Raw genomic sequence first — 26,592 nt, forward strand, 5'->3', positions numbered from 1 at the left:
TTGTATTAGGCCGAATCTCTCTGCACTTTTCCGGTTAACTCAATTACACCCCCTGCCCGTCATCAAACATGCTAATATTTCTTATTTTCTGACAATTTTAGTCGCTCATAAATTTCAGACAATTGCATTGCCAACTAATTTCAATTGTAATGCCAATTATTTTTCGACCACTTTAACGGGTCCAATTTTGTTTTTCCGGTATGCGTTGGCAAAGTTCCTGCAGAACCGGTCGCGTCCAAGCAACGCTTCCGTTGCCAACAGCGTCGTTAACATGTCCCTGTTACAGGGGTCCAAAATGGCTGAATCCATGCCGGCATACATTGCTATAGTTAAAAAGTGTTGATTTATTACCTTTCTTAAAGGCATACCAAAAGAAATATTGCTTAAACCTGAGGTAACTTTTATGGTGGGGTACAATTCTTTTACAGCGGTCAGTGTCTCAATGAAGTTCAGCAGAGATTTGTTATCAGCGGAAAGGGCCATTACCAATGGGTCTATGTGGATCCTGTCGGGGGTTATGCCGTATTTTTGTGCTTTTTCTACCATAATCTTTGTTATATCTACCCTGGTCTGAACATCTGACGGAATTCCCCTGTTGTCGCAGGTCAATGCGATAACCTGCCATTCTGTGCCCTGTATCATCGGGTAAATAACTTCGCATTTGTCGCCTTCCTCGGATACTGAGTTAATTATTCCGGGCCGCTTGGCATATGGAAAAACCTTTTCAATTGTTCTTGGATTGGGGCTGTCAATGCATAATGGTTTATCAACGGCATCCTGGACAATGTCCATCAGCCAGATCAAAGTTTCCTCTTCGATCTCCGGCGCTGTACCTGCACAGACATCGATGTAATCGGCTCCTGCCTCGGCCTGCCTGACAGCCAGGTCCCGAATAAACTCTTCATCCTTGGCCTCTATTGCTTTTTTGACACTTGGAATGGTACCGTTAATTTTTTCCCCAATGATAATCAATTAATTCACCCCCTCTTAATATATACACGTATATACAGGTTTATTTTCATTTTATCACTCCCCGACGTTTTGGTCAATATGTCGGTTTTATTATTTTTTAGTATTATTGAATTACGCACATTGGGCATAGCACAGGCTAACAGTGCAAGTAGGTTAATACCAGCAAAAAAGCGCTACCCATTTACGGGTTGCGCTGTTAATTTCCTCCTGACAATTCCGATATTTTATACACTGAATTTAGATACCAGGCCTTGGAGTTCCTCGGCCATCCTGGCAAGCTGTTCAGATGAAGCCGAAATTTCTTCAATGGAAGCAGTCAATTCCTCTGTTGAAGCAGACACCTCTTCCGCCGCCGATGCGTTTTCTTCCGAAATTGATGCTACATTCTGTATCGAGGAGTTCACCTGCTGTGCGGAAGCAGACATTTCTTCGGTTGCTGCAGAGTTCCCTTCGGTGATAGCCGCTACGTTATTCACAGCCTGCGATACTTCCCTGCTTCCGGTTAATATATTGTTTATCAGCTCCATAATTTTGTGTATATTTTCTCCCGAATTTTTGACGCCATCCACTATTTCTTTCAGGGATCTTCCGGCCTCCTGAGCCAAGACTACTCCCTGTTCGACTTCCGTAGTACCCGTTTGCATTGAATCTATGGCTACTTTAGTACCCCTTTGGATGTCTGTGATTAGCTGGGCTATCTCCTTGGTAGCTTTGCTGGACCTTTCGGCAAGTTTTCTTACCTCATCGGCAACTACCGCAAAACCTTTACCGTGTTCACCGGCCCGTGCAGCCTCAATCGCGGCATTCAATGCCAGTAGATTTGTCTGTTCAGCAATGTCATCAATAACCTGGATAATTTCCCCTATTTTCTGTGAGTGTTCACCCAGGTCGTGAATCCTGTTGGCAGTCGCAAAGACTGCTTCTTTAACCTTCAGCATACCGTCAACGGTTTTTTCGACAGCTTTGCCTCCGTTTTCGGCTACCAGTCCATTCTGTTCGGCCACTTGTCTGATGTTTTCCATACTTTCAGCCATAACAGCTATCTTTTCAACCATTTCGTTTACCATGTCGGTCGTAGTAACAACGTTTTTACTCTGTTCGCCCGCCCCCGCAGCAACCTGTTGGATTGACTGAACCATCTGGTCCATAACCTGTACAATCTCAGTAACACTCTGGGCTTGGTTCGCAGATCCTTTGGCAACCTGCTCAATTGTCTGGGCCACCTGCTGAGTGGCTTTGGTAGCTTCTTTGGCATTAGAAGAAAGCTCCTTACTGGTCATGCTCACCTTGGCTGCCATCTCAGCGGCATGTCTGATCAACCCATTAGTCTGAGCTTGCATTTTATTAAAGGCATGCACAAGACCGCCAAGCTCATCCTGGCGCTGTATCTCCAAATGGTACGTTAGGTCCCCTTTAGCAGTCCGCTCCATTGCCTCAAGCAGCTTTTTAATCGGCCCAGTCAAGTTTCTGGCAATAATTATGGCTGCACCCAAAGCGAGTAACAGGGCTATACCACCAATCACAAAAAATTGCACACGCACTTGGTTAATTTGAGCCAAAACTTCCCCGGACTCTATTACTGAAGCTAAAACCCAGTCAGTATTAGGCACTTGCCGGAAAACAATTATTTTTTCTACACCGTTTAAGGTATAAGAACCGCTCCCCTGTACCTCTTCACGCATCCTCTGGCTGATCCTGGCCAAGTCAGGTCCCTGCTCGTCCAGATCCTGTTTCATAACCACGGAGGAGTCCGGATGAGCAAGAATTAATCCCTGTTTGTTGGCAACATATGTAAAACCGGTTTGGCCGATTTTAGTTTCCGTGATCGGCTTTGTCAGCGTATTGAAATCGATGGAAACACCCGCAACACCAATTGTTTCACTGCCGTTTTTGATTGGCGCTCCGATAACAAAAACGGGCCTGCCGGTAACCGGAGAAATACTTACTTCGCCCAAAGTTAATTTGCCCTCAATTGCTCCCTTATAGTACTTCTTTTTTCGCAAATCTACCCCAACAGACTTTCCGCCAATCCCGTCAGCCAAGGACCGGCCATTTTTACCGGCAATAAAAACGTTTTCATATAAGCCGTTGCTTTTTTGATAAATGTTCTTTAGATGACTACTGAGCTCCGCTGTATTTTTAAGAATTTGGCCGGCATTGGCAGCAGCAACATATTCCCGTACCATAGGTAAACCGGCAATCAATTCATCGGTTTGTGCGCTGTTTTTAATGATTACTTCAAAAGTATTGACTTTTTCCTTTACCACCGTATCGAGCAATTCATTCTCTTTTTGCCCAATAATTTGTGCCGATCTGTAGTAAGAATTTACGCTAATACCTAATGTAACCACCATAACGAGAACAAACATGTAAAAAAACAATTTTGTGAATAGATTTAACTTAATCTTTGGCATACAGCCGCCCCCTTTGACAATTTAACTAATCATTTGGCCCGGTTGTTTTTAAGAACAGTTTTCCACTAGTCCAAATCTATGGATCTTTTCCAGAAGCTTCTCTTCATCGATTGGTTTGGTTATCCAACCATCGCAGCCCTCCTTGAAGGTATCCAATACGGAGCTGTGCCGGTGCGGAGAACTTAAAACTAATATTTTGGATTTTGGTGACCCCGGTTTCCCGCCGCTTTCTTCGAGAAGCCTGATGTTTTTTACTAATTGAGTTACATCCATGTCAAATAGATTATTATCAACGATGATAAGTTGATAAGGTCGGTCCCGCCCTAATGTTAATTTGACGTAATTAATTGCTTGCCGACCACTAACAGCAATTTTGCAGTTGGCAAATTTGCTAAGGGTTAACTGTAGAAAGCGTCTGCTAAAAAAATCTTCTCCGATTATTAGTACCTCCATCACAAGCAACTCCTTTGTGAATTAAATCTCTGCTTGTACCATGGACTCATAATATTCAGAATATTTGCCGCTAGATTTAATTTAATCTTTGGTATACCTCTGCCCCTTTTAAATAATTTTGAGCCAGGAAATACTTGTATATACAGGAATATTATATCACATGGAAATAATAATGCAAAGAGGTTAGAGTAATTTTCTTATTGAAATTTTACAATAATCTCCACCACTTCAGGATGACTGCCTATTCTTAACGGTGGCCCCTCCTCTGTTGACACGTAATCTGCCTTCCGAAAAACGGAGGCATAAACAGTTGTTATAAAATATTCTGTATCTAAGAAAAAAGCCTCCCCAAATGGGGAGGCTCACCGCTACAGGAAAATCAGACTGACAGTTATTCAGAAACCAGAGTCACTGTTTTGAGCTGGTTTTTGGCCAGTGAATAATTATACACCGCTTCGACATATTTTGCTTCTGCATCTGCCAGATCCACCGTAGCCCCCAAAACATTATCGTAGGTACCAACTCCAATTTGGTAGCGCTTTTGAGCCAGACTATAGTTATCTTTGGCCTGGTCCAGATTCCGGGCCGTGATGGTTACAACCTCATCGGCTTTCTGCACCTGAAACAGAGTGGATATCACATCGGCCCTGATACTCTGCTCCTGCTGCAGCACGTCGAGTTTTGCTTTTTCCAGTTCTATTTTATTCTTCCTTGCCATAAAGGTGTTGGGTGCCTGGTAACCAACAACCAGGTCATAGTTTAACTGGGCAATAGTCTGTGTATTTCTGGCCTTTTGCATGTCCAACCTGGTTTCCAGAGCCTGTTTGGTCAATTCTTCCACAGAGGGCAGGGTTACTTTTTCATACTTCAGGACCTGAGCCGGTTTTATGTCAGTGTTTACATCCAAACCAAGGGCTTTGTTCAAAGCCACCTGGGCATTTTTATAATCCCTCTGGGCATTGGCCAAATCAGCCTGAGCGCTGGCCAGATTGATCTCTGCCCGGTTTACATCTGTTTTGATGGCAGAACCTGCCCTGAACTTTTTCTGGACCAGGGCTAACTGTTCCTGGGCCCTCTTCACTGATGCTTCCCTGACTTTTACCATGTTGTCGGCCTTCAGGACATCGTAGTAGTACCCTTCAACGAGAATTTTAGTTTGTTCCCTGGCAATCTCGTAGGCCTGTTTGGCTATATCCTCGGCTAAGGCTTTCTGTTTTGTGGAAACATATTTTGTCTGGGCATCCTGCAAGGTGTTTACGGAATCTCCATCTATTTCGTCTGCATTATAATAGGCCTGGTCAGCGTCAATAATGGCGCTGTCATAATCCAAAGCGGCCTTTTTCAGGTCAATATTATTCTCCAGGGCCAGTTCATAGGCTTCCTCCAGAGTCAAAGTCTTGGCCGACGCTTTTGCTGAACCTGTACCGGAACCGCCCGTTTCCTGTTGGGCATTTGTTGCCCCCTGAGCCAAACCGGTTGTTTCCGCCAGAGACGAATTTACAGCCCCGAACAAAAGAAGCGCAACAACACATAACAAACCCAATTTCAAACCCCATTTTCTGGACAAGCGAATACCCCCTTATTTCGTCAGTTACTCAAAGCGCAAGGCATCAATCGGTTTCAGGCGGGATGCTTTGTTGGCCGGGAACAAGCCAAAAAAGATTCCCACCAGCACGGAAAAAGAAAAAGCCAGCAACGCCACGCCCGGGGATACGGTCATGGTCATATTCATGATTGTGCCTATTGCTTTGGAGCCCAACATACCCACAATTATGCCCAATATGCCGCCCATACTGCTGACAACTACCGCTTCCACCAGGAACTGGCGTAAAATATCCCTGCGTTTGGCCCCTATGGCCTTTCTGATGCCGATTTCCCTGGTTCTTTCGGTAACAGATACCAACATGATATTCATAATACCAATACCGCCAACCAGCAAGGATACTCCCGCTATTCCGCCCAGCATCAGAGTCATGGTTCCCGTTACCTGGTTCACTGTTGATAACATTTCCGCCTGGTTAAAAACCCGGTAATTGTCCTCATCCTTAAACTTTCTTAACAAAGCTGCTTCTACCTGTCTGACAACAATATCCACATCCTCTTTCGATTTAGCCTGCAAGGAAACAGAACTGATCTGCGGGTTGGCCAAAAGGCGCATGGCGGTTGTAATTGGGATGATAACTTTGTCATCATTGGACCCACCCATGCTGCTCCCTTTCTCTTCCAATAAGCCAACCACCTTGAATTTCACGCCGTTAATTTTTACTTCCTGGCCTATAGGATTGCCAAAACCAAAGAGCTCCCGGCTGACTTCGCTGCCCAACAGAACTACTTTTTGCCGGTATTCAATATCAACCGGGAGAAGAAACCGGCCGGCACTGGTCTTTTGATTACGCACCGTAGCGTATTGCTCGTTGGTGCCTTCCAGGGAGGTATCTACTTTTTTTGTCCCATACTTTACCGTTACACTGCTGGATATGGTCGGGGCTATTCCGCTTACTCCCGGCCGATCCCCCAACTTCAGGGCTTCCTGATAACTCAAACCACTAACCTCTCCCCGACCTCTAATGTTAACTGATATCAGGTTGGAGCCCAGGCTTTCAATTTGTCCGGTCACCTGTTTAGCTGACCCCTGGCCGACAGAAACCAGGATAATTACGGCGGAAACACCGATAATCACTCCCAGCATAGTCAGGAACGACCGCATTTTATTAGCTCTGATCCCTGCTATGGCCAGCTTCACCGCCTGACTGAAATTCATCTAATCACCCGCTTTCGTATCGCTGACAATCATACCGTCCTGAATGCGCACAATGCGCTGGGCCTGCCTGGCTATATCCAGGTCATGAGTAATAAGTACAACAGTATGACCAAGCTGATTCAGTTGATGCAGCAACTGAATCACTTCCTTTCCCGATTTCGAGTCCAGAGCACCTGTAGGTTCATCAGCCAGAATGATAGGGGGCTCCCCGGCCAGGGCCCTGGCAATAGCCACCCTTTGCTGCTGCCCGCCGGAAAGTTGGGACGGCAGATGGTCCATCCGGTCTTCCAGGCCTACCAGTTTGAGAAACCTCACTGCCTTTTCCCTGCGCTCGGCGGCACTGGTACCACGGTATATCAGGGGGAGTTCCACATTTTCCAAAGCAGTCAGTTTACTGAGCAGATTAAAGGCCTGGAATACAAAGCCAACTTTTAAGTTGCGGATCTCGGCCAGTTCATCGTCACTTAAACGGTCAGTGGGGTGATTGTCTATTATTACTGACCCGGAAGTAGGGGTGTCAAGGCAACCGATCATATTCATTAAAGTTGATTTCCCTGATCCCGATGGCCCGATAATGGCCACAAATTCCTTAGGACGGATGTGGAGAGATATGTCTTTGAGGACCTGCAAAGGAGTACTGCCGGTTTGATATATTTTGGACAGATTTTCAATCCTTATCATGTTATCCTTCCCCTTCCGGTGTCTGGACTAATGCCAGGCTCCCGATCCGCTGCTGCGGGTTCCGGAATTTCTGTTACTGCCTGGCGGTGGCCCGCCGAAACCCGGCATCATGGTTCGGGCATTCCTTGTATCAGACTGCTGGCCGGGAATAAGTATTTTGTCCCCTTCCTGTAAACCCTGCGTTATCTCGGCAAAACTTTCATTCATCAGTCCTACGGTAACCGGCCTCATATTACGGCCCGAACCGTCGTCAGCCGGCACCAATACAAATTTCCTCTGGCCCCTTTCCTGGAGGGCCTCAACAGGTATCAATACAGCGTTGTCTTTTCTGGCCACAACAATGGTCACATTGGCTGTCATCCCGCTCTTCAGCAGCTTCTCAGAATTGTCCACCAGGATGGTAACGTCAAAAGAAGCAACATTATTGGTTACCTGACCTTCTTCGGCAATCTCCGTGACCTTACCTTTAAATACCCGGTCCGGAAGAGCATCCACTGTTAAATTGGCCACCTGCCCGATTTTAACCTTGGCAATGTCCACTTCATCCACCGGGAATGAAACTTCCACCTGGTCTGTATTGATGATTTTTCCAAAAGTTTTGGCGGACCCTGTCGTCGAACTGCTTGCCGAACTTTGCGTGTCGCTGGTTTTCGTACCGGTACTACCCGAACTTCCGGTGCCTATTTCGTCACCTTCCTTGATATCCATCCCTGAAACAATCCCATCTATGGGAGCCGTCACCTTCAGGTCAGCCAGTTGTTGCTGCAAATCATTTAAGTTCAGCAGTGCCTGTTCATATGCTACCTGTTGGGTTTTCTGTTCGCTCTGGGCTGTATCACTGTGCAAAGCAAAAAGCTTTTGCCCTTTCTTAACGGTTTGGCCTTCCTGCACATAAATTGCGGCAACTTCGCCGTTCAAGGTCGCCTTGAGCCCCGTCTCGTTCATCCACTGCAAGGAACTGACCGCCAAAGCATCCACCTGTTTCCCGCCTACAGTCACCGTACCAAAAGCCTTCATTCCGGAAGAAAGATTACCCCTGGCGGCAACGGCCACTTTAATGTAAACCCGGTTTTCGCCGCTGTAGCCCGAAACGGGCTGGCTGTTTTTAACAATCACCCGTCCTTCTACCGTCTCACCCTGATCCGGTAAAAATACTTCAACTTTTTGATTTACATAAACCTTTTTGGCAGTATCGCTGTCTACAGGCATATCAAAAACAAGCTGGCTGTCATCCTGCAACGTTGCCAGAACTGCACCTTTGGAAATTTCCTCACCCTTTTTTACTTCCAGGTTTACTATCCGTCCTGAAAAAGGAGCCGTAATTATGTCATCAGACAATTGAGTTGAAGAATCTTTCAGATTTAACGCAGCTTTTTCCAGTTCCAGACGGGCATTGGCCACCTCCACACCAAGGGATTCATTAACCACCTCTGCCAGGAGGTCGCCTTTTTTCACTCTGTCACCGTTTTGCACATATATTTTTTTTACCGTACCTGATACATTGGGACCTATATTTTCTGCTGCAACGGGAACTATAGTACCAGTCCCCGTTACCGTGACCTCGATGGAACCTCGTGTTACCTCTGCCTGGGCCGTATTTTGCAGCGCAGAGGCGTCCGTCTGCTGGGTGGTTCTATAGGTACCGTAAACCGCAACTACTAGCACCAGAGCTACAGCGGCAGTAATTTTTTTATGTTTCACCATCAAATTTTTCACCGAACCGAAAAGAGCGGAAATTTTCCCGGTGCCAGACACATTACCGCCAAAATTTGCAGGCAGCTTCAACCAAAACCCCTCCTTTATATCGCATTTTTTAGCCAACCTCCCCAAAATTTTCTATCACAAATAAACTACATATAATTATAAAGACTCTTTGTGTCCGTTCTGTGAACATTATGTGATTTATCAGATAAATTATGGCTAAGCCGTCACGTATACGGGACAGTCAAATATCTTTTTTGTCAAATAAAGAAAATCCCAGGGCAAACAGAATCAGACTGTGAGACAGCATAATCAGGAAGGTGTTAATAAGTCTCCCGGCGCTGACAGCGCTGCCGGTCCACATCATGTACCAGTCCGTATACGAAAAAGGACTTACTTTGGCCAGTGTGGGAAAAAGAAATGGGGTAGCCTTTCCCGCCAAGTATACAAAAACAGATGTTATCAAAGCAGCCCCGCTATTCCTAAAAAATTGGGCCAGGAAGACCCCTATGATACCAAGGACGAGCATGGGCACAACAGCCATAATATAAGCCAGGAGCGTCTGAAATAAATCTGTCAGGCTTAAGGCACCGCCATTAAGAAAAAAACCTGCAATAACCGAGACGACAAATAGTAGTGCAAGACTCACAACGACAAAAAACGCAATGGCGATATTTTTTGAAAGGAACACCTTAAACCTCGTTACGGGCCGGGTCAGGGTAAGTTTTAAAGTTTTATCACCCAGCTCACCCGAAAAAAGATCTGCTGCCATACTGAAAATAAAAAGGGGCAGCAGAAGTGAGGAGAATAACCCCAGCATCGAAATAGGAAAACTGGCCGAGTTAACTGCAAAAATTCCTAACGCATTTTGACCAAAAACAAATAAGGCTGCCGTCCCGGCAGGAACTAAGACCGTAATTATCAGAAAAACAACAGTTTTTTTCCTCTGGAATATCTTTTGCGTTTCGTTTACTGAATTAACTATGATTCTGTTCATCGCAAGAAACTCCCCCCTTCCCCTCTTAACTGGCTGATATAGTAATCTTCCAAAGAATTATACTGATCACTCAATAACTCGCTGACCCTTCCTTCCCTGATCAGTTGTCCGTTAATAATAATACCTATCCTGTTGCAGATAAGTTCTATTTCATGGATTAGGTGGCTGGAAATAAAAAAGGTAATTTGTTTTTCGCCGGCCAGATGAGTAATGGTATTTCTGACGTCAACCATTCCTTCTATATCAAGGCCGTTAACGGGTTCGTCCAAAATCACAAATTCCGGTTCCGATAGGATGGCCAGCGCCAGGCCAAGCCTTTGCTTCATTCCCAATGAAAAAGTTCCCACCTTTTCATGTTTGAACGGCCCCAGACCAACATCTTCCAATACTTCTTCAATTCGCGTCTTTTTTATATCACTGTAAAACCTCGCCGCCAATTCCAGGTTTCGATATGCGCTCATATATTCATAGGCATCGGCCGTTTCTATAAGGCACCCTACTTTGGCCATTGCCTTTTCAAACTGTTCTGTAATGTCATATCCGAAAATTTTTACTTCACCCTTGTCCGCCCTGGACAGACCGGTAATTATTTTCATTACGGTGGTTTTGCCCGCTCCGTTAGGCCCGAGAAAACCGAAAACATCGCCTTTGAATATGTCAAAAGTTATATTTTTTATACCTCTTCCATTTCTGTAAAGTTTGGTCAGGTTTGTTACTTCCAGAATCTTTTCCATGTTTTTTCCCCTTTCCCAAAAAAAATTGGATTACGGACCTATTAACACAAAGACCATGCAGATAAAAAGAAAGGCCGCAAAGTTCATGTCGAACTTTGAGGTCTAAAATTTTGGGGTCCTTGTACCGCTGGGGCATTAGCGTTTTATTTTTCGTGCCTGTAATTTTCAGGGGAAATTATATTTACCTGCTTCCCGCTGAGGTCTACCGTATCTGGAGTGGTACTGTTGTAATTTGAAAAGCCGGTATCAATATTGATGACTACCTCGTGACCATTTCCTTTAGCGTCAGTGCCGGTAATAGTAATGTTTTCAGTCTGTTCCTGAATAAGGTTGTCTTTGTTGATTTTTGCCTCTACATCAATATGGCTCACCCTGATATTGTCCACCAGTCTGGGCAATTTATCCTGCAGGCTATTTTCGAACGCGAAATCCATAGGCTTATTTCCCATGTGTTTTAGCTCTTTGTCCAGATTTTTCACCATCAGGGAGGCCACAGCATTAATTATCGGCGAAATCTGTTTGTCTGAAAGTTGCAAAGCTACTTCTTTCGTTCCGTCGGGATTGCTATTTAAGGTAATATAGTTTTGGATAGTGCCCGTCAGAGCGTCAGCAACATTTTCTATGTCCTTAATCCGGCCCGGGTCGTCTTCCCGCCATTCCTTTTTATGATTTCTCTCCCTGCCACGTTGCAGTACGTTGTAGACACTGCTGTCACTGCTTTTAATAACTGTTTTATTATCTTGTCTGTACATATCCACGGTTTTCTGAAGGCCCCCGGAAGTAACCGTAACACTGTTGCTCATAGACTCTTTTTCTTTATCCAACTTGGATATGGCATCGACTTTAAATAAAAGTTTCCCGTTGTCTTTTACTGTAACTTCCGTTTTCGGTGTTATGCTGTTTACAGCATAGGTATTTTTTAGAGCCTCTTTGTAAACATCGTACCCAGAAGTCCCGGATATGGCAGCAAAAGCCGTGGTCCCTAACAATACGCCACCCACTGCCACAGTTCCAAGGATAGCCATTAACTTTTTGTTCATGTTTTCCCTCCTTCGTTTCTAAATTAACCCGATTTACATTTACAATTTATACCTCCTTCATCACCTCCGGTGTAATTAATTAAGCCGGCCCACACTTTTATTTTGAAATACAAACCTTAAAACCACCTTAAAAATGTTTTTTAAAAACCTCTTTTCTTAATGTAATTCCAAGGAAAATAGGTTAACATTATGTTGAGGTGATTTTATGAGGCTGCTTCTGGTGGAGGACGAAAAGAGGCTGGCAGACGCTCTCGCGTATATTTTTAAAAAGAATAACTACGGTATTGACGTGGCTTATGACGGTATAGCCGGGCAGGAAATGGCCGAGACGGGTATCTATGACTTAATCATCCTGGACCGGATGCTCCCCAAAAAAGAAGGCGTTTCTGTCCTAAAACACCTTAGAAGCATAGGAATAAAAACACCGGTTCTCCTGCTCACCGCCAGAGATGCCGTGGAAGACCGGGTGGAAGGCCTGGATGCAGGCGCCGATGACTATTTGGTGAAACCTTTTGCCACAGAGGAATTGTTAGCCCGGATCAGGGCCTTGGCCAGACGGCAGAGTGAAAATTTCCACAGCGAAAAAATACGTGTCGGCTCTCTTACGCTTGACCCGCTTCACTGTGAAATTACCTGCGGAGATGAAAAAGTCAGACTGACATATAAAGAGACCCAACTGCTTGAACTTTTTATGCGTAACAGCGGGCAGGTGATAACCAAGGAACAAATCCTGGACAAGGTATGGGGAATTGATTCGGAAGTGGAGATAAACAACGTGGAAATTTACATTCATTATCTGAGAAAAAAAATAGTTCCGGAAAAAAGCAAAGTGCGGCTGGAAACTGTAAGAGGGGTTGGCTACTGCCTGAAGGAGGAACCCGATGTTTCGCAGGCTAAAAATTAAACTTATATTGATTAATGTAGTTGTGGTAACTATAATATCCGCTTTCTTTATGATAGGTATCTACGCCCTGATGATGCGAAGTATGCACCGGGAATCGGACCAGTTAATGCAACTTATTGCTTCCGATGCAGGTTCAAATCCGGGGACCTACACTTCCCGTCCCAGATGGCAAAGACTTAATTATTTTTATGTAAAAGTAGACCATTCCGGCGATATTCTGGAAACGGCGCAAAATATACCCATTTCCCAGGAACAACTGCAAACGCTGATTAAAGAAGCCTTGAGCCATCCAGAGCAAAGGGGCTTCATAAGGCATCGTCAACACGACGAATACTATCGTTTTCTGAAAGCGCCCCTGAAAAACGGGCAAGGACTTACAATCGTTTTCTTAAATTCAGAGTCCGAGGAAAGGGTTATTGGTCATCTGTTGGCAGCCTTTGCTATTACAGGCCTTGGCGGAATAGCAGTAGCTCTGTTAGGCAGCCTTTTTATGGCCAACAGAGCTCTAATCCCCATTAAAAAGTCCTGGGAACAACAAAAAAATTTTATTGCCGATGCCTCCCACGAATTACGCACTCCCCTTGCCGTAATTCAAACAAATTTAGATATTGTGAAAAGCAACCCCAATGAAAAAGTAGCAACTCAAACGGTATGGTTGGAAAATATCGAGGCTGAAACCAAGCTAATGACCAAAATGGTTACCGACATGCTCCTTCTGGCCAGAGCTGACTCCCACCAATTACCTGTTCACATGGAATCTTTCAAATTAAATGAAGCTGCAGAAGAAGTTTTAACGCCATTCGAACCGGTAGCAGTCCGGCGAGGTCTGAGACTAAACAAAAAATTTGGACAACAAATCAACTTTGACGGGGATCAAACGCGGATTAAGCAGTTGATTAGGATTTTAATTGACAATGCAATCAAATATACGCCCGCCGGTGGCGAAGTCAGCCTTGAAATACATGACCATCCCTATAACATTGAAATTATAGTGACAGACACCGGGGAAGGGATTGAAAAAGAACACTTAAATAAAATATTTGAACGTTTTTACAGAGTGGATAAAGCCAGGTCTAGGGAGAGCGGCGGTACAGGGCTGGGCCTCTCCATAGCCGAATGGATAGTCAAGGAGCATCACGGCACTATAAAGGTTTCGAGTTCACCGGGTGCGGGGACCACCTTTCTGGTGAACCTTCCCAAACGAAAATAGAGGTCGTCAGACCTCTATTTTTCTGCCAGAACAACGGTTGCTTTCTTAATCGTCCCATCCCGGTAGACTTCTACAACCAACTTATCATTAACTTTGCTTTTTTGAACGATCTCCTGCAGGCCTTCAGCAGTTGTTACCGTTTTCCCGTTGACTTTCTGAATAACATCACCGGCCCGCAAACCGGCCTTCTCAGCAGGACTGCCGGAGAGTACGTTAGCTATGATAACGCCTTCAGTTTTCTCAATTCCGTAATATTGGGCCATACTGGAATCAAGGGTTTGGATATTCACGCCCATATAAGGCCTTACTACCTTACCCTTCTCCAACAGGTCTTTTAATACATCCGCCACAGTGGAAGTAGGAATGGCAAACCCAATTCCCTGGGCTTCGGCATTTACGGCTGTATTAATACCTATTACCTCGCCAGCCAGATTTAGCAGGGGGCCGCCACTGTTCCCTGGGTTAATGGCCGCGTCGGTCTGCAGTAGGTTCTTATATTCCCGGGAATCTATGGTGACAGGACGGCCCTTAGCGCTTACCACCCCAACTGTGACGGTGTGGTCAAGGCCGTATGGGTTTCCAATGGCGATGGCCCAATCACCTGCGTTCACCTGATTGGAATCCCCCATTTTCAGGTAGGGTAAATCTTTGCCCGCATCAATTTTAATCACAGCCAGATCCAGGTCATAATCGGAACCAATCACTTTAGCCTTAAAGGGCCTGTCATAACTTACTACCTTGACATTGATTTCGCTGGCGCCGTGAATTACATGTTCATTGGTAAGGATATACCCGTCTTTATTAATAATGAACCCGGAACCTACACCTCGGTTTGACTCTGCCCCAGAGTGATAAGGCATTTGACGGCCAAAAAAATCTCTATAGAAGGGGTTTGTAAAATAAGAATTCCCGGAAATTTGAGTAACGGTTTCTATATTAACAATGGCGGGACTTACCTTTTTAACTATACCGGCGATATCGGGCAGTTTATTGGCCTGACTGACGGAAAGACTGGCAGGTACAACGTTCTGGGCTGCGCCGGTCTGAGTTTTAGCCAGATCCGAAAAATAATTGGCGTAAGCAAAAATCCCCCCCAGGACAAACATTGCTCCGACCAGGAAACTGACCATCGTAGCAGCGACAGCGCGGATAAACTTAGGTTTTGTTTCCATTGACATGGTCTAACACTCCTTTTGCTTCTTTAATCCCCTTTCAAAGTGACAAGTTTATTATAAAAACTATATGTGTCCACCTTGTGAACAATATGTGTATTTTAGGTGAATATGTGTTATAAAAAATTAAATGAGGCTAAATGTTTAGCATTCAGCCTCATCAATTTCAAACCAAAACAGGACTCCATCGTCTTTATTTTCAGCTCCATAAGCATTGTGATGGGCTTCAAGAATCCCCCGTACTACAGATAATCCTAAGCCCGTTCCTCCATAAGTCCGGGTCCTGGCTTTATCAACCTTATAAAAACTGGTCCAAATCTTATCCAAGGAATCTTCGGGGATAGGGTTGCCGGAATTGTACACACTAACCCGGACTTTATTGTTTCGGCAGGTTACCTCTATTCTTATGATCTTACTCTCATCGATATGATTAATAGCATTATTAAGGTAATTGATTAAGACCTGTTCAATTCGGACAACATCACCATAAACAAACAGGCTTTTTTCATTTTTAACGTCTAACCTAATTCCTTTTTCCGCAAAAATGGGCCGGAATTTTTCTAGTACATGCTCAATAAAAGCAGAAACTTCAAACACGGTCTTTTCCAGTTTCAAATATCCCGATTCTATCTGCGACAAGTCCAGCAAATCTTTGACCAGCCTGTTCATCTTGTCCGCTTCATCCATGATTACATCACAGTAAAAATTCCTGCTTTCCTCATCCTCATTAACATTTAACTTTAAACCTTCTGCATACCCCTGAATTAAGGCTATAGGGGTCTTTAACTCATGGGAAACATTCGAAATAAACTCCTTCCTCATCTTATCGATACGCCGTTCACGCTCGATATCTTCTTTCAATATTTCATTGGCTTCTTTTAACTCAGAAATTGCCTTATCCAATTGATCGGACAACGAATTAATGCTTTGACCTAACTGTCCGACTTCGTCTTCAGATTGGACAGGGTATTTCCTGCTGAAATTCAGTTTGGACATTTCCTGGGCAATGTCATTTAATTCAAGAATAGGTTTGGTGAACCGGTTAGCAAATAAAAATACAGCAATGCCCCCCAGAACAATTGTGAGCAGACCGGTAAACAAGAAAAACCTGTTGGCTATAGCAGTACCTTCGTTAATTGCCGCAATTGGGGTGTTCAAAACCAACATTTCACCGTTACTCAGCCTGGCAGCCAAGGCGAGAAAGTTTGTTTTCAACCGGGGGTCTGTGGCCACATCCATAATATATTCTCCTATATCGAGGTCCTGCAGTTCCATCATCATATGGGGGGGTAGGGGCAACAGCTCGAACAGCTTTCTTCCATGTTCTAAACTAAATAACCTGAAGGATGTATTGTACTTCAGCTCATAGTCCGGGCTGAGAATGCTAATATTTATACCTCTGTTCCTTTCCAAATTTTCTAATTCAAGGGCTATCGACTCGGGATCGCCCTTATACAGATTGTCAATCATCTTGGCGCTCTCTACTAAAGATGCCCGCTTCTGCCCGATGTAGTACCTGCCAAGAAACTGAGAGTTCAATACCAGCGAGAAGGCTACAAAAAATACAATTAAACCGCTCATGCCCAAAAAAAGCCTGGTCCTTAAGGATATTTTCACTTCCTCACCTCAAATCTATATCCCAGCCCCCGGACAGTCTGGATAAGATAACTTTTTTCTCCTAACTTCAGCCGGAGTTTCTTGATGTGCGTATCCACCGTTCTTACATCACCGAAATAATCGTAATCCCAGACGGCATTTAAAATCTGCTCCCTGCTCAATGCTCTGCCCGCGTTTTCCGTCAGGTACAACAGCAGTTCAAATTCCTTGGGGCTCAGGTCTACCGGTTCACCGTCCACATAAACATACCTGCCCTGCTCATCAATTTCCAACCCGTCAAAGGCCCTGACTGCTCTGTTATTCTGAACGCGCCTTAACAGAGCCTGTATCCTGACGGCCAGTATCTTCAGACTGAAGGGTTTGGCAATGTATTCGTCAGCGCCCAGGTCAAAACCAAACAGCTCGTCGGATTCCTCTCCCCTGGCAGTGAGCATGATAATAGGAACCTGGGATGATTTTCTGATTTCCCTGCATACCGTCCATCCGTCGTAACCAGGCATCATTACATCCAGGATAATTAAATCTATATCGTTATTACCATAAAACAGGTCAAGAGCCTGACGCCCATCGGCAGCTTCAATTATTGCATAACCTTCTTTTTTCAGAAAATCTGCCACCAATTTTCTCATCCGGGCTTCATCATCGGCGATCAATATTTTTCCGGCACCCATTTCTCCACTCCCCCTGTATCCGGTACAGCCAGTACAGGACACCACTATTATACTGTAAAATATAATTTATCTTTAATTACAGTGTATACAAAAACGGGTTTGAAGAAAAGCATAATGTTGCAAAGGAAAAAGCTCCATAATTTTCGGTAATTATGGAGCACAACTTCTTAAAGAAAAATATTCTGCATCTACAGACTATTAACGTCTGCCGCCTCTGAATCCTTCGGCTTTAAAACCTCCCTGCGGGAGTACCTTACGCACTGCATCGGCCTGTTCCTGTGTAATTACCCCGTCAGTTACCAGTTGTGTTAATGGGTTTTTAAATTCTTTCCTGTTATTTTCCATGTATGCCCGGCGCTCTTCAGGAGTCATATCCTTTATCTTTTCAAATAGAGCCTCCCGGTTCTTTTGAGCATTTTCAAACTGTTTTACAATTTTATCAGCCTGTTCCTGAGTAATGGTGCCTTTTTCTACAAGCCCTTTCAGACTGTCAGCGGTCCTCTCAAGTTGCTGTTTCTGTGCCAATTCCCGCATTGCACCGTAAAACGCGTCAGCCTGTTCCTGCGTAATCACGCCGTCAGATACCAGTTGTTCAACAGGGCTTTGTGGTTTTTCCCGGTTTTGCATGTAAGAGCGAATTTCTTTCAGGGTCATGTTTTCCATTTTCTGCGCCATCTCTTCACGCTCTTTTTCAGCTTCGTTGAATTTCTGCAGGATTTTATCCGCCTGCTCCTGGGTAACAGTCCCTTTTTCTACAAGGGCTTTCAGGCTGTCTGAAATCCGTTGTTGGTGTTGCTGGTCTGCTATTTCCCTGATTTTTGCCTTAATGGTATCGGCCTGCTCCTGCGTAAGGATGTTGTTTGTTACCAGTTGGGTAAACAGGTCCTGTCTGGCCCCAGGCCTTGTTCCAGGATCTTGGGCCTGCCTCTCTTGGGCTAATTTGTCAATATAAGCTTTTATTTCATCGGCTTTGTTCTGAGTAATTACTTCCTCCTTCACTAGTTGGTCAAGGGTGTCCTGGGACAGCATTTGCCCGCCGGCCCTAAAATGCCCTCTGCCTTTCATCATTCCTCCTGCACCTTGTAACAATTTTCCTACCACAGGAATTTTCCCTGCCCAACTGTTTGAAGCGGCGTTGTCTGTGTCACCCGCAAAGGCCAGCCCTCCTGTAAGCAGTAACCCTCCTATCAATACTCCGCTGAGGGCTGTAACAACAGTTTTTCTTTCCATGGTCTCATCCCATCCTTTCTGTTATTTGTTTTTCTTTTTCTTTTCAAGTTCAGTATATCCAGCCATTGTGTCCGTTTTGTGAACAGTGGGTGAAAGTTTGATGTAAATCAATTTTGCCACTCACTTATCCAAAAAAATTTTAAACCATCGCCTAAGTAACGTTACTTTTCAATAAACTTAATATACTTCATATACTCCTCTCCCCATTTGTACATTATATCCATAACTTCTAAAAATTTTTTACCAATGTCGGTTAACGAATACTCTACTTTAGGCGGAACTACTTTATATACTTCCCGGTGTATAAGTCCATCACGTTCCAGTTCTCTTAATTGTTGAGTCAGATAACCCTGCCTGATATCAGGTAAAGCGCGCTGCAATTCACTAAAACGTTTTACACCGTCTTTTAATAACCATATGATTACCAGTTTCCATTTTCCTGCCATTACGTTTTGCGTTATACCTATGGGACATTTAATCTCTAATAATTCTTTTCTTGGTTTCAAATTTAGCTCCCCCTTCATAGTACGTTTTTTTATACTATGTTCAAAAAAACATCGTACTTGCATATGCAGTTCTTATATTATACCATGTGAACAAAAGGTAATTCATCAATTTAAATAGGAGGTTTTTTAATGAAAGAAATAGTAGAGTTTCTAAATGAGAATAAGATGGGCGCTTTTGCAACAGTAGACAACGGTCAACCGCGAGTCAGACCGTGGGGGTTTATGATGGAGGAAAACGGCAAATTCTATTTCTGCACTGCCAACACCAAGGATGTATTTAAACAATTGCAAAAAACACCGTTTTGCGAATTTACGTCCACTTCAAAAAATATGGTAACTGTCAGACTATCCGGTAAAGCAATCTTTACTAATGATGTAAATATCAAACGCAAGGTTCTCGAAAATAACCCTGATGTAAGAGCAATTTATCATTCTGAAAATAATCCTGTTTTTGAAGTATTCTATATTGAACACGGCGAAGCCTCCATATCTGAGTTTGGCCAACCACCAAGAAAATTTAATTTTTAATAAATATACATAATCAAAAAATTAAAGGCCGATTAAATAACCTGAGGAGGAAGGATGATTGCTGACCATGAATGAAACTTTAAAAGTTATTCATAACAGGAGGAGTATTAGAGCGTATAAATCCGAACAAATAACCGATTCTGAATTGCAGCAAATATTAGATGCTGCTTTGATGGCCCCTAATGCTGTGAATCAGCAAAAATGGCATTTCACTGTGATACAGGATAAAGGCCTGCTTGACCGAATGGTAAACACAATAAAAGAAAATATTTTGAATTCGGGTAATGAGTTTTTAAAACAAAGAGCAAGCGCCCCTGATTACCATACCTTTTATCATGCTCCTACAGTTATTCTAATTTCCGCAGATGAAAAGGCTCCATTGATACAAATCGATTGTGGATTAGCAGCCCAAAATATTACATTAGCGGCAGAATCACTGAACATAGGGTCTTGCATTATTGCATCTTCTGCTTTCCTCTTTGCATCGGAAAAAGGCAGCCAATTCAAAAAGGAATTGGGAATTCCGGAAGGGTATAATCATATTTGCACAATAGCGCTTGGCTACAAAGCCGGTGAAAATCCGGCCGCACCACCCAGAAACAAAGATGTGATTAATTACGTAAAATAGTATCCGGCATACAAGCTATACAAAGCGAGTAGGCCCATGATTAATTCATGGGCCTACTCGCTTTACTTCTTCTCCGGCACCTTGAGGAAAAACCTGATGGTCGGACCTTCCCGCAAAGGCTCCCGCAGTACAATATAACCGTGTTTTACCGCTTCTTCCGGCACTGTGCGGAAGGATTGCGGGCAGTCAGCCAGCACTTCCAGGGTCTGACCCGGCTGCATTTTACCAAGGGTCTCCAAGCTGTAAATCAGCGGGTACGGGCATGGCTCTCCCCGCAAATCAAGTACCAGATCAACCGATAATGCCTCTCCGGCCAAATCATTCCCCTCCCCTATTGATTATCCGAAACCGCAGTGGTGTTGACTTCTACCGGCAGGCGCAGTTCCAGCGCGTACTTGTGGCGTTTCTCCCGCCAGCGGGCCCAGGTGTAGATGAGCCCCAGGAAAACAAAAGTTGCTGCCAATGCCCCCCAGGGGCCAAGGATTTTAATCAGATCCACTTTGGGATACGGAGCTACCAGGAAAGTATAAAGGCCCTTGTCCCAGGCCACCGCCAGGATAGTGGCGCCGATGATATTGCCCAGGCCAACGACCCAGAAATTCACCTGGCCTTCCATAGCCCGGTACATCCAGCCGGTCTCGCACCCACCGGCAATAACGATACCAAAACCGAAGAGCAACCCGCCGATAACAGCCCCTGCTCCGGCCCACATCACCTTGGCCGGTACTCCCTGCATAATGAAATATAATGTACCCAGGGACTGCACCGCCATACCCACGACAATTGCCTTGGTTACCGTAGCCCGGCCCACCAGCCAGAGGTCGCGGAAAGCAGAGGTAAAGCAGACCTGTCCACGCTCGATTACCGCTCCAAAGGCTAACCCGAACAGCCCGGCCAGGGCCAGCTTGCCATTACCGGCCTGCCAGGCAAGTACCGCCCAGCCCAGGGCCACAGCAGCCAGGAACCAGCCGATGACAGGCTGCCGGCTCTTTACCGTTTCTGCCGCCACTACCCGGCGACCGGGCAGGATTACAGGTTTACCTAAGAAAAAAGGCATCAGGCTTACTTTGAGGCCGAAATAGGTCCCGGCAATGGTAGCTAATGTAAAAAGCCACGCATGCAGGGTAAACTGCGGAATTCCCGTAAACATGGCTGCCAGGTTGCAGCCCATGGCCAGCCTTGTACCAAAGCCGGCAATTATTCCGCCCAGCAGGCCCTGCACCAGCCGGCGCCGCTGCACCGGCACCCGGAGCTTGAAATTACCGGCCAAAAGAGCGGCAATAAGAGCCCCACCGAACATACCAAAAACCACCCAGCCATCCACCCGGTCCCACGGTAGCCCCTTCAATTTAATAATTTTAAAATAACTCATATTAGCCGTATCATAGCCCAGCAACTGTAGGATATGACCACCCCAGCGGGTAAATTCGCCGGTCACGGCCCAAACCGTCTGTAGGAGGCCGAAATATAGGGCGCTCAGGACGCCCAGTACCAAAACAGCAGTCATCGGGTGCCAGTGGTCCCGGAAGGCGCGCCGGTAAAACCTGCTCCAGCCGGTTTCCTTAACCTGAAACATTTCCGTCATTCATCTCCTTTTGACTGAAGATTAGGATTATCCTTGGCCAATATTTCCGGGATATATTTTATTACAATAAACTCTTATAAGTCCAATAAATTATTTTTATTACCGCCAGCTATAAAATAATGGTTTTTTATCGGGCTATTGTGAAAGTTACATGGTAGGAAAAGGGGAGGTTAAATAATTCCTCCGCTCTGGGCGAAATAAAAAACCCCTTACTCTAAAAATAAAAACGGCAACAGTCCCAAAACCACTAATATAAATACAAATCATGCCATTATATTCCATTAATATTTTGTACTAAGACTGCATACCTATTACTAATCTTTAATTAAAGGATTGTGAATACCATGTACGTTTTGCGAAATTTAATTAATTATATTGGAATCGTTTCTCCACAGGAATACCCTCCGAAGCCATTACACTTCAAACAATTTACTCTCTTAAAAAAAATTGTTGTGCCGGATGCAAAGCCTGATATTGAATCAATTATTAAAGTAATATCAAGTGCTAAAATAATTAATACCAGGCAAATAGAAACTCCCTACAATAAAAAATATATAATTGAAGGAAAAGTATCTCAACGCTTTATTTACACAGCTGCTACACCAAAACAATCAGTACACAGTTTTGAATCAAGTAGTTATTTCTGTGAAATTATTGAAGGAAATTTTGAGCTAGAAAATATAACTACGAAAGTCGTGATAGAAGATATAAACATAATCCACCACGACCTTCGTAGTCTTTTTGAATGTAAAGTATTATGCGCAATCATCGAGTATACCGGAGACGAAGAAGAAGAGGAAGAAGAGGAAGAAGAATAACTAAGGTGCCAATACTGGACCCAATGCGGCAACCAAAGTGGTGTATACAAACAGGACTACACACTTGTCAACTGTCCTTGGGTCCAGCAAATTTACTTCAACATCTTCGATAATCACATTAACTGGGCCAGCTAATAAATCTGTTAGAGATAAACCTAAAGAAGCCAATAAAGTTTCAACTGTTCCTCCTGCTGGAATAATTAACGGAACATCAATATACGTACAAAACGGTTTTTCATAATAAGCTGAATGAACAGATTGTTCTGGAACTAGTGCAGTATAAATTATCTTTTGTTTTAATAATCCTTCTACAACAATTTTAATCCCTGTTGGAGTTAATATTGTCCTACTATCAGTCACTTGTGCTTCCACTAATAAAGTATTAATCTGTTCAATATCCGGTTTCGCGGCAGGAATAGTTAAACTTTCCTGTATAGCTGCTTGATTATGCGGGTTCAATGGACCAATAACAGGAAACTCCGTCGGATCGGTAATCCCAATTATCTGTACAAAATCTCTCAAAACACTTCCAGCCAAAATAATCACTCCTTATGTTAATTTACCACTTGGTTGTGGTATATTACATCTTATGAAATATCTATAATTGTTGACACTTTTTTATTAACTTACTTGAGCATCTTGGTCATTTACAGGTTGGGGAAAATTAGGTAAGGAAGTGTCGCTGCTCGGCTTATTTGACCACAATATGCTCAGGTTCTGTGGCCGTTAGTTTTACTAATAAACCCTGTCCGGCCATAACCCGGACAGGGTTTTAATTACCAGTCAAACTTCTCTTCAATAATAAATCATACCATGTGGTCGTCGATTAATTTTGCTTGCTGCTCTGCTGTGTGCATTAGGCATGCCGTGCATAATTTGTTTATCTTCCTATAGACGCACTGAAAAGGGCTATAAATTAAATTTGAGAAGTACTTATTACCTCTCTTTTTTACGTATTAATTTGTGAGTTACGTGTGAGTTATCGCCCCAATTTTCAACGATTTTTAACGATTTTTAATGTCATCCGCAACAAAAACAAAAAACCCTGCGATACTTGATATCACAGGGCTTTCAAGGTTTCTTTTTTGGTGGAGATAAGGGGGTTCGAACCCCTGACCTCTTGAATGCCATTCAAGCGCTCTCCCAACTGAGCTATATCCCCACTTTTTATATCTGGTGACATTTATATATTATATATATTTCTGCGGCTTTGTCAAGCTATCTTATTTGCTATTGTTATCCAGCGGAATAGAACCGCCCGGGCCGTGCGGGTTAGCAGTTCCTGGAGAAGCAGCACCTCCTGTGCCGCCCGTGGCAGGCGGCATTCCCCCGGTCGGCATACCGGCTGGCGCACCCATACCTCCCATACTGCCACCCATACCGAGATTAGAGATAAACCATTTGTTACCTTCTTTAACCAGTTCCGCGTATAAAGTTACTTCGGGCATTTGGGCATTACCGGTTTTAAAGACTACGGAACCGGTGCCTTTATCACCTTCCGTTTTTACATCTTTGACTTCAAAGTCCTTAAACTTCATGGAACCGGATTTCTTTTCCTGTACGTATTGTTCCTTGGACTTACTGGTCTTTAGGTAACTGTAAGCCTGTTCATATTCTTTATTTTGCAAGGCCTGCACATAAGCCTTCAGTACTCCCTCTGCAGAATCAGGAGTTGCGGTTACTTTCGAACCGCTACAGCCCGCTGCAAATAAAAGTACCAAACCCAATAATAATGCGGTAACTTTTTTCAATCCCTTCCCTCCTTTCATGTATTAGTCTTTTATTCTACTCCATCTGCTGATTTCCTTTTGGTCTCACGGATAAATTTAGGGATCTTAAATATTAATATTTTCCGGAGACTAATTTAATCTGCCGGTTTTTATGGAGGGGTGGGTGGGGTGACTGGGCTACCCCACCCACCCCTCCTATAGCCCGGCCTAAAAATATCGGAGCGGAAAAATTATTTAAGCTCCCCTTAATCGTGGTAATTTTGTCTACAAACTGAGGGATAGGTATTTAACCTATCCCTGCACTTCAACGCTTTGGGGCTGCCTTTTCGACAGCCCCCTTTGCCTTACTAGCGGTTAAGATCGTTATTAGTGTTAAAAGCTGAAGTACCGGTTGCTACGTAATCGCCGGAAGCGCCGTAAATACCGGAAGTAATACTTGGGCTGATATTAGTGTTAACAGGACGGTTTGACCAACTGCTGCCCATGGTTTCGCCCATACCTGTCATGGACGGGCCCATTGCAGTACCAAATTGACCAGGACCGGTAAATTGAACACCTCCTGAAGCGCTCATCATTTGACTCATCTGGGCAGTAACCTGTTGGCAAAGTTGAGCCGCATGCTGTAGTTGTTGCGCAGTATTGCGTTCGGCTTGGCTCAACTGGTTGCAGATCTGGGCAATTTGATTCAGGTTACTTTGAATTTGGTTCATCATAAAAAAATACACCTCCTAGTTAATTTTCGTAATCTATTATTTATTGAAATTGGTTTTTTTATACCATAAGCGCATAATATAACCTCTTATTTCTTTTTGACCGTGATTACTCGCCAGGCAGCTTTATCGATTCGTTTATGCTTCAGTATGGTGTCTCCACTGAAAAATACCTGGTCAACCCCATCCAAAAAATCATGCGGTAGGCTTACGATTAAACGGTTACCCTTAACTTTGACGCTTGTTGTAGTAGGCAATGCAAGGCTGTTTTTTGCTAAACGCAGGGCGGTAATTCTAAAATCATATATACTCAAGTCCATTCTTTTCACATCATTATTACGCCGGAAAAGGCGTATCCGGAGATTATACCTGATATCTTTGCGCAAAGGCTTTCTTGTTTGCAATCCGACATAAAATTCATTATTGCCTTGAGCAGCGCTTAATCGAACAATATCCCCGCCACCTTCCAACTCTGTCAAAATAGTATCTGCCGAAGGCTCGGAAAAATACGTTTCAAAAAGTTTATCAAAGTTTCCGTTGTCCACCCCTCCCTTTATAAAAGGCAGGTAGTGTTGAGGATAAGACCCAATCAGGTCATTTTTCCGGATAAACGCCTCAAGAAACGGGTCCATTACTTTTGTCTGGGTAACATATTTCTTCACCGCTTCTGATTTCAGATGTTGTTCTTTTGAAGTTAAGGCCAGATAATGCCACCGGGTATCCAGGTTTTTTAATACATAAGGAGGATGCAATTGTTTATTGGGAGCATATTCCCATGGCCATGGATAATCACCGCGATGGACCAAATAAGTCCACTCCTGAGTCCTAAAATTATTTTTGGCCAAAACATATTTGACAAATGCATTAGTGGCCCAGTGGTCGTGATGCTGGTCGTATGGATCCGGATAAAGAATATCTGTTGGTTTAAATTCATTAATAATACTGGTTAAATTCTTGACGACGTTCGCCCCGCAATATGGGGCTCCCTTCTCATAACTAAAGCTATAAGGAGAATGCCGGAAGCCATTAAGACCCTTGTGAAGATTGGTATAATCCCAGTTATATTCCCAAAGGCCGTTAATACCACCGTCAGGATATCCGAAAAAGATTACATCTTCCTGTTTCACGCCCAAAACCCCGGTGGCTTTTAAAGATTCCAAATGCCTTATTCTGCCAAGTTTTCTGAAGTCGGCAGGCTTAGGTTCGGATACTCCGAAATTTTTTTCTACGGCAACCTTGTATCCATCGCCACAGGTCATAACGATTATTTTTATTTTTTTCCCTTCCCGCAGAGCTTGTTCTATCACCCATGCTCCACCAAGGGTTTCGTCATCAGGGTGAGGTGCGATAATAAGTATACGTTCACCCATGCTAACAGGCTGTTTGTTGGTTTTCTGCAACGGGGTAAACCAATCAGCTATAATAAATCTGTTAAAATAAGCACCCAGACCTAATATAATGGTCGTGATGGCAATAAACCATTTTATATGCTTTTTCGCTCCCATAGATACTGCTCCTTAAAGAAAAGAA

The 26,592-nt window shown here is 44.0% G+C and carries 26 protein-coding genes and 1 tRNA gene; 5 read left to right on the forward strand and 22 right to left on the reverse strand.

What is annotated here, in order from left to right; translation table 11 throughout:
* Positions 1–156 precede the first annotated feature (156 nt).
* The 10 genes from Tfer_RS06285 to Tfer_RS06330 all read right to left on the reverse strand — a co-directional run bounded on the left by Tfer_RS06285 (position 157) and on the right by Tfer_RS06330 (position 11,753).
* A complete protein-coding gene (locus Tfer_RS06285; protein ID WP_052217368.1) occupies positions 157–972 on the reverse strand; it encodes a methyltetrahydrofolate cobalamin methyltransferase in 816 nt (271 codons plus the stop codon).
* A gap of 224 nt (positions 973–1,196) precedes the next feature.
* Entirely contained in the window at positions 1,197–3,386 is a 2,190-nt protein-coding gene (locus Tfer_RS06290) for a methyl-accepting chemotaxis protein (protein WP_052217371.1), read from the reverse strand.
* Positions 3,387–3,434: 48 nt separating this feature from the next.
* Positions 3,435–3,839 (reverse strand): response regulator, encoded by a 405-nt coding sequence (locus tag Tfer_RS06295; RefSeq protein WP_052217372.1) that lies wholly within the window; start codon positions 3,837–3,839, stop codon positions 3,435–3,437.
* A gap of 391 nt (positions 3,840–4,230) precedes the next feature.
* Positions 4,231–5,406 (reverse strand): TolC family protein, encoded by a 1,176-nt coding sequence (locus tag Tfer_RS06300; RefSeq protein WP_052217373.1) that lies wholly within the window; start codon positions 5,404–5,406, stop codon positions 4,231–4,233.
* A gap of 24 nt (positions 5,407–5,430) precedes the next feature.
* Positions 5,431–6,600 (reverse strand): ABC transporter permease, encoded by a 1,170-nt coding sequence (locus Tfer_RS06305; RefSeq protein WP_052217374.1) that lies wholly within the window; start codon positions 6,598–6,600, stop codon positions 5,431–5,433.
* Entirely contained in the window at positions 6,601–7,281 is a 681-nt protein-coding gene (locus Tfer_RS06310) for an ABC transporter ATP-binding protein (RefSeq protein WP_052217375.1), read from the reverse strand.
* A gap of 27 nt (positions 7,282–7,308) precedes the next feature.
* Positions 7,309–9,066, reverse strand: a complete 1,758-nt coding sequence (locus Tfer_RS06315) for an efflux RND transporter periplasmic adaptor subunit (protein WP_052217376.1) — start codon at positions 9,064–9,066, stop codon at positions 7,309–7,311.
* Positions 9,067–9,226: 160 nt separating this feature from the next.
* The gene (locus Tfer_RS06320) at positions 9,227–9,979 is read right to left on the reverse strand and encodes an ABC transporter permease (protein ID WP_052217377.1); all 753 of its coding nucleotides are present in this window, start codon (positions 9,977–9,979) and stop codon (positions 9,227–9,229) included.
* Positions 9,976–10,713, reverse strand: coding sequence for an ABC transporter ATP-binding protein (locus Tfer_RS06325; protein ID WP_013121465.1), 738 nt, complete (start codon positions 10,711–10,713; stop codon positions 9,976–9,978). Before Tfer_RS06325 ends, Tfer_RS06320 begins: the two co-directional genes overlap by 4 nt.
* Before the next feature lie 143 nt (positions 10,714–10,856).
* On the reverse strand, positions 10,857–11,753 hold the full coding sequence (locus tag Tfer_RS06330) for a hypothetical protein (protein ID WP_052217378.1): 897 nt from the start codon (positions 11,751–11,753) through the stop codon (positions 10,857–10,859).
* Positions 11,754–11,958: 205 nt separating this feature from the next.
* Between Tfer_RS06330 and Tfer_RS06335 the strand changes: the two genes are divergently transcribed.
* Both Tfer_RS06335 and Tfer_RS06340 read left to right on the forward strand, forming a co-directional pair.
* A complete protein-coding gene (locus tag Tfer_RS06335) occupies positions 11,959–12,657 on the forward strand; it encodes a response regulator transcription factor (RefSeq protein WP_052217379.1) in 699 nt (232 codons plus the stop codon).
* The gene (locus tag Tfer_RS06340) at positions 12,635–13,867 is read left to right on the forward strand and encodes a sensor histidine kinase (protein ID WP_052217380.1); all 1,233 of its coding nucleotides are present in this window, start codon (positions 12,635–12,637) and stop codon (positions 13,865–13,867) included. Before Tfer_RS06335 ends, Tfer_RS06340 begins: the two co-directional genes overlap by 23 nt.
* 14 nt (positions 13,868–13,881) lie before the next feature.
* Here Tfer_RS06340 and Tfer_RS06345 read toward each other — a convergent pair whose 3' ends face one another.
* The 5 genes from Tfer_RS06345 to Tfer_RS06365 form a co-directional block, all read right to left on the reverse strand.
* Positions 13,882–15,045: a S1C family serine protease gene (locus Tfer_RS06345; RefSeq protein WP_052217381.1), complete on the reverse strand. Its 1,164-nt coding sequence runs from the start codon at positions 15,043–15,045 to the stop codon at positions 13,882–13,884.
* 138 nt (positions 15,046–15,183) lie between these two features.
* Positions 15,184–16,656, reverse strand: a complete 1,473-nt coding sequence (locus tag Tfer_RS06350; protein WP_052217382.1) for a sensor histidine kinase — start codon at positions 16,654–16,656, stop codon at positions 15,184–15,186.
* Positions 16,653–17,327 (reverse strand): response regulator transcription factor, encoded by a 675-nt coding sequence (locus Tfer_RS06355; RefSeq protein WP_052217383.1) that lies wholly within the window; start codon positions 17,325–17,327, stop codon positions 16,653–16,655. The genes Tfer_RS06350 and Tfer_RS06355 overlap by 4 nt, the downstream gene beginning before the upstream one ends.
* A gap of 198 nt (positions 17,328–17,525) precedes the next feature.
* Positions 17,526–18,557 carry a coiled-coil domain-containing protein gene (locus Tfer_RS06360; RefSeq protein WP_052217384.1) on the reverse strand — a complete coding sequence of 344 codons (1,032 nt, stop codon included), beginning with the start codon at positions 18,555–18,557 and terminating at the stop codon, positions 17,526–17,528.
* Between the two features lie 161 nt (positions 18,558–18,718).
* On the reverse strand, positions 18,719–19,063 hold the full coding sequence (locus Tfer_RS06365) for a winged helix-turn-helix transcriptional regulator (protein WP_083436821.1): 345 nt from the start codon (positions 19,061–19,063) through the stop codon (positions 18,719–18,721).
* Positions 19,064–19,192: 129 nt separating this feature from the next.
* Here Tfer_RS06365 and Tfer_RS06370 point away from each other — a divergent pair, with 129 nt between their 5' ends.
* Both Tfer_RS06370 and Tfer_RS06375 read left to right on the forward strand, forming a co-directional pair.
* The gene (locus tag Tfer_RS06370; RefSeq protein WP_052217385.1) at positions 19,193–19,591 is read left to right on the forward strand and encodes a pyridoxamine 5'-phosphate oxidase family protein; all 399 of its coding nucleotides are present in this window, start codon (positions 19,193–19,195) and stop codon (positions 19,589–19,591) included.
* Between the two features lie 67 nt (positions 19,592–19,658).
* The gene (locus Tfer_RS06375) at positions 19,659–20,219 is read left to right on the forward strand and encodes a nitroreductase family protein (protein ID WP_052217503.1); all 561 of its coding nucleotides are present in this window, start codon (positions 19,659–19,661) and stop codon (positions 20,217–20,219) included.
* A gap of 62 nt (positions 20,220–20,281) precedes the next feature.
* On the opposite strand, the gene yedF is transcribed toward Tfer_RS06375, so the two are convergent.
* Both yedF and yedE read right to left on the reverse strand, forming a co-directional pair.
* Entirely contained in the window at positions 20,282–20,536 is a 255-nt protein-coding gene (gene yedF / locus Tfer_RS06380; RefSeq protein ID WP_013121476.1) for a sulfurtransferase-like selenium metabolism protein YedF, read from the reverse strand.
* Positions 20,537–20,550: 14 nt separating this feature from the next.
* Positions 20,551–21,795 (reverse strand): selenium metabolism membrane protein YedE/FdhT, encoded by a 1,245-nt coding sequence (gene yedE / locus Tfer_RS06385; RefSeq protein ID WP_052217505.1) that lies wholly within the window; start codon positions 21,793–21,795, stop codon positions 20,551–20,553.
* Positions 21,796–22,148: 353 nt separating this feature from the next.
* Between yedE and Tfer_RS06390 the strand changes: the two genes are divergently transcribed.
* Positions 22,149–22,622, forward strand: coding sequence for a DUF3794 domain-containing protein (locus tag Tfer_RS06390; protein ID WP_052217386.1), 474 nt, complete (start codon positions 22,149–22,151; stop codon positions 22,620–22,622).
* On the opposite strand, the gene Tfer_RS06395 is transcribed toward Tfer_RS06390, so the two are convergent.
* The 5 genes from Tfer_RS06395 to Tfer_RS06415 form a co-directional block, all read right to left on the reverse strand.
* Entirely contained in the window at positions 22,623–23,159 is a 537-nt protein-coding gene (locus Tfer_RS06395; protein WP_052217387.1) for a DUF3794 domain-containing protein, read from the reverse strand.
* A 549-nt stretch (positions 23,160–23,708) separates the two neighbouring features.
* A tRNA-Ala gene (locus tag Tfer_RS06400) sits at positions 23,709–23,784 on the reverse strand.
* Positions 23,785–23,845: 61 nt separating this feature from the next.
* Complete coding sequence (locus tag Tfer_RS06405; protein ID WP_052217388.1) at positions 23,846–24,373, reverse strand: nuclear transport factor 2 family protein; 528 nt, start codon at positions 24,371–24,373, stop codon at positions 23,846–23,848.
* Between the two features lie 326 nt (positions 24,374–24,699).
* Positions 24,700–25,065, reverse strand: a complete 366-nt coding sequence (locus Tfer_RS06410) for a hypothetical protein (protein WP_052217389.1) — start codon at positions 25,063–25,065, stop codon at positions 24,700–24,702.
* Between the two features lie 86 nt (positions 25,066–25,151).
* Positions 25,152–26,567: a PIG-L deacetylase family protein gene (locus Tfer_RS06415; RefSeq protein ID WP_052217390.1), complete on the reverse strand. Its 1,416-nt coding sequence runs from the start codon at positions 26,565–26,567 to the stop codon at positions 25,152–25,154.
* Positions 26,568–26,592: the final 25 nt, after the last annotated feature.

It is taken from the genome of Thermincola ferriacetica, assembly GCF_001263415.1.
Classification (GTDB): Bacteria; Bacillota; Thermincolia; order Thermincolales; family Thermincolaceae; genus Thermincola; species Thermincola ferriacetica.

Coding starts and splice junctions, on each gene's coding strand:
- Tfer_RS06290 (WP_052217371.1), bottom strand. CDS start 3,386: ATGCCAAAGATTAAGTTAAATCTATTCACAAAATTGTTTTTTTACATG.
- Tfer_RS06295 (WP_052217372.1), bottom strand. CDS start 3,839: ATGGAGGTACTAATAATCGGAGAAGATTTTTTTAGCAGACGCTTTCTA.
- Tfer_RS06305 (WP_052217374.1), bottom strand. CDS start 6,600: ATGAATTTCAGTCAGGCGGTGAAGCTGGCCATAGCAGGGATCAGAGCT.
- Tfer_RS06310 (WP_052217375.1), bottom strand. CDS start 7,281: ATGATAAGGATTGAAAATCTGTCCAAAATATATCAAACCGGCAGTACT.
- Tfer_RS06320 (WP_052217377.1), bottom strand. CDS start 9,979: ATGAACAGAATCATAGTTAATTCAGTAAACGAAACGCAAAAGATATTC.
- Tfer_RS06325 (WP_013121465.1), bottom strand. CDS start 10,713: ATGGAAAAGATTCTGGAAGTAACAAACCTGACCAAACTTTACAGAAAT.
- Tfer_RS06330 (WP_052217378.1), bottom strand. CDS start 11,753: ATGAACAAAAAGTTAATGGCTATCCTTGGAACTGTGGCAGTGGGTGGC.
- Tfer_RS06335 (WP_052217379.1), top strand. CDS start 11,959: ATGAGGCTGCTTCTGGTGGAGGACGAAAAGAGGCTGGCAGACGCTCTC.
- Tfer_RS06340 (WP_052217380.1), top strand. CDS start 12,635: ATGTTTCGCAGGCTAAAAATTAAACTTATATTGATTAATGTAGTTGTG.
- Tfer_RS06345 (WP_052217381.1), bottom strand. CDS start 15,045: ATGTCAATGGAAACAAAACCTAAGTTTATCCGCGCTGTCGCTGCTACG.
- Tfer_RS06355 (WP_052217383.1), bottom strand. CDS start 17,327: ATGGGTGCCGGAAAAATATTGATCGCCGATGATGAAGCCCGGATGAGA.
- Tfer_RS06360 (WP_052217384.1), bottom strand. CDS start 18,557: ATGGAAAGAAAAACTGTTGTTACAGCCCTCAGCGGAGTATTGATAGGA.
- Tfer_RS06370 (WP_052217385.1), top strand. CDS start 19,193: ATGAAAGAAATAGTAGAGTTTCTAAATGAGAATAAGATGGGCGCTTTT.
- Tfer_RS06375 (WP_052217503.1), top strand. CDS start 19,659: ATGAATGAAACTTTAAAAGTTATTCATAACAGGAGGAGTATTAGAGCG.
- yedE (WP_052217505.1), bottom strand. CDS start 21,795: ATGTTTCAGGTTAAGGAAACCGGCTGGAGCAGGTTTTACCGGCGCGCC.
- Tfer_RS06390 (WP_052217386.1), top strand. CDS start 22,149: ATGTACGTTTTGCGAAATTTAATTAATTATATTGGAATCGTTTCTCCA.
- Tfer_RS06410 (WP_052217389.1), bottom strand. CDS start 25,065: ATGATGAACCAAATTCAAAGTAACCTGAATCAAATTGCCCAGATCTGC.
- Tfer_RS06415 (WP_052217390.1), bottom strand. CDS start 26,567: ATGGGAGCGAAAAAGCATATAAAATGGTTTATTGCCATCACGACCATT.